This window comes from Pseudoxanthomonas sp. PXM03 (assembly GCF_014852005.1).
Taxonomy (GTDB): domain Bacteria; phylum Pseudomonadota; class Gammaproteobacteria; order Xanthomonadales; family Xanthomonadaceae; genus Pseudoxanthomonas_A.
This window is the reverse complement of the sequence record NZ_JACVAU010000008.1, coordinates 1-1,236: the sequence shown is the minus strand read 5'-3', so window position 1 is coordinate 1,236 and position 1,236 is coordinate 1. Positions and strand designations below refer to the sequence as shown.

Genomic DNA, 1,236 nt, shown 5'->3' with positions numbered 1-1,236 from the left:
CGAAAAAGTGGACACCGGTTCTCTAGCAGCACTGCTCGAATTCCACCGGTGATCGATAGCCCAGCGCCGAGTGCAGGCGCTGGTGATTGTAGAACTGGATGTAGTTGTTGATCGCCGAGCGAAGCGCGCGTTCACTGTCGAAGCGACCGCGGTGATACATGTCCGACTTCATCGACTTGTTCCATGACTCCATGTGCGCGTTGTCGTTCATGCGGCGCGGCCGGTTGACCGACTGCACCAGCCCGGCCCGCTCCAATCCCTGTCTGAAGCCATTGGCCATGAACTCGATGCCCCGGTCGCTGTGGAAGAGCGTATCGCAGGCCGGCGCGCGTGTCCGCAGGGCGGCGGCCAGGGCCCGGCGGGTCAGCGACGCCGTGCGTTCGGGCCCCAGCGACCAGCCCAGCAGGCGGCGGGAGTAGCGATCCATCACCGTGGCCAGATAGCGCCATTGGCCAGCGACCTTGAGATAGGTGACATCGCCGACCCACACTTGATCGGGTCGATCGCAACGTTGTTCGTGGGCACGGCTGGGGACGCTGTCCAAGAACCGCGCCAGGCCGGGACGTCGGCGATAGAGGCGGGCCGAGCAGGCGCGTATGCCTTCCTGCCGCATAAGCCTTTCAACCCGGCGGCGACCCACGGACTGGCCCTGACGCCTGAGGGCGGCATGGACCCGTGGGCTGCCATAAGTGTGCCGGCTGGCCTCATGCACGCGACGGATCTCCTCCACCAGCGAGGCATCCTCGATCTGGCGGTCACTAGCGGGCCGCCGAGACCATGCATAGTAGCCAGCGGCACTGACCCGCTGGAGACGGCACATCGCCCTCACCGGACAGGTTTCCTTGTGGTGCTCGATGAAGGCGAAGATTTCGCTTTTCGATCGGAAGTGAACGCGATCGCTTTTTTTAAAAGGTCGTGTTCGAGCTTGAGTTGCTCGTACTGCCGCTTGATCTTGCGCAGCGCCTTCAGTTCGGCCGTGGTCGACGGATCCATCGGTGCACCCTTGGTCACGATAACGCCCTCCCGCGCGAGCCTTCGCCAACGAGACAGCATGTAGGGATGGATGTAAAGCGACTGGGCGACATCGCCGACCCGCACGCCGGGCTGCTGGCTCAAGCGGACGGCAGAAGCCTTGAAGGCATCGCTGTAGCGATGGATGGTTCTGGGGCCTGGCTTTGGCATTGGGACACTCCTGAGGGTTAGGTCAAGGTGTCCACTGAACCGTGGGAACTACCG

General features: G+C 63.2%; 1 protein-coding gene and 1 pseudogene. Both read right to left on the bottom strand.

The window, feature by feature from the left end:
• Positions 1 to 22: 22 nt before the first annotated feature.
• Positions 23 to 1,042, bottom strand: a complete 1,020-nt coding sequence (locus IB223_RS18940; protein ID WP_225591216.1) for an IS3 family transposase — start codon at positions 1,040 to 1,042, stop codon at positions 23 to 25.
• Positions 952 to 1,182 (bottom strand): annotated as a pseudogene (locus tag IB223_RS18755) (transposase); the annotation flags it as partial. The pseudogene IB223_RS18755 and the gene IB223_RS18940, both read right to left, overlap by 91 nt.
• Positions 1,183 to 1,236 lie beyond the last annotated feature (54 nt).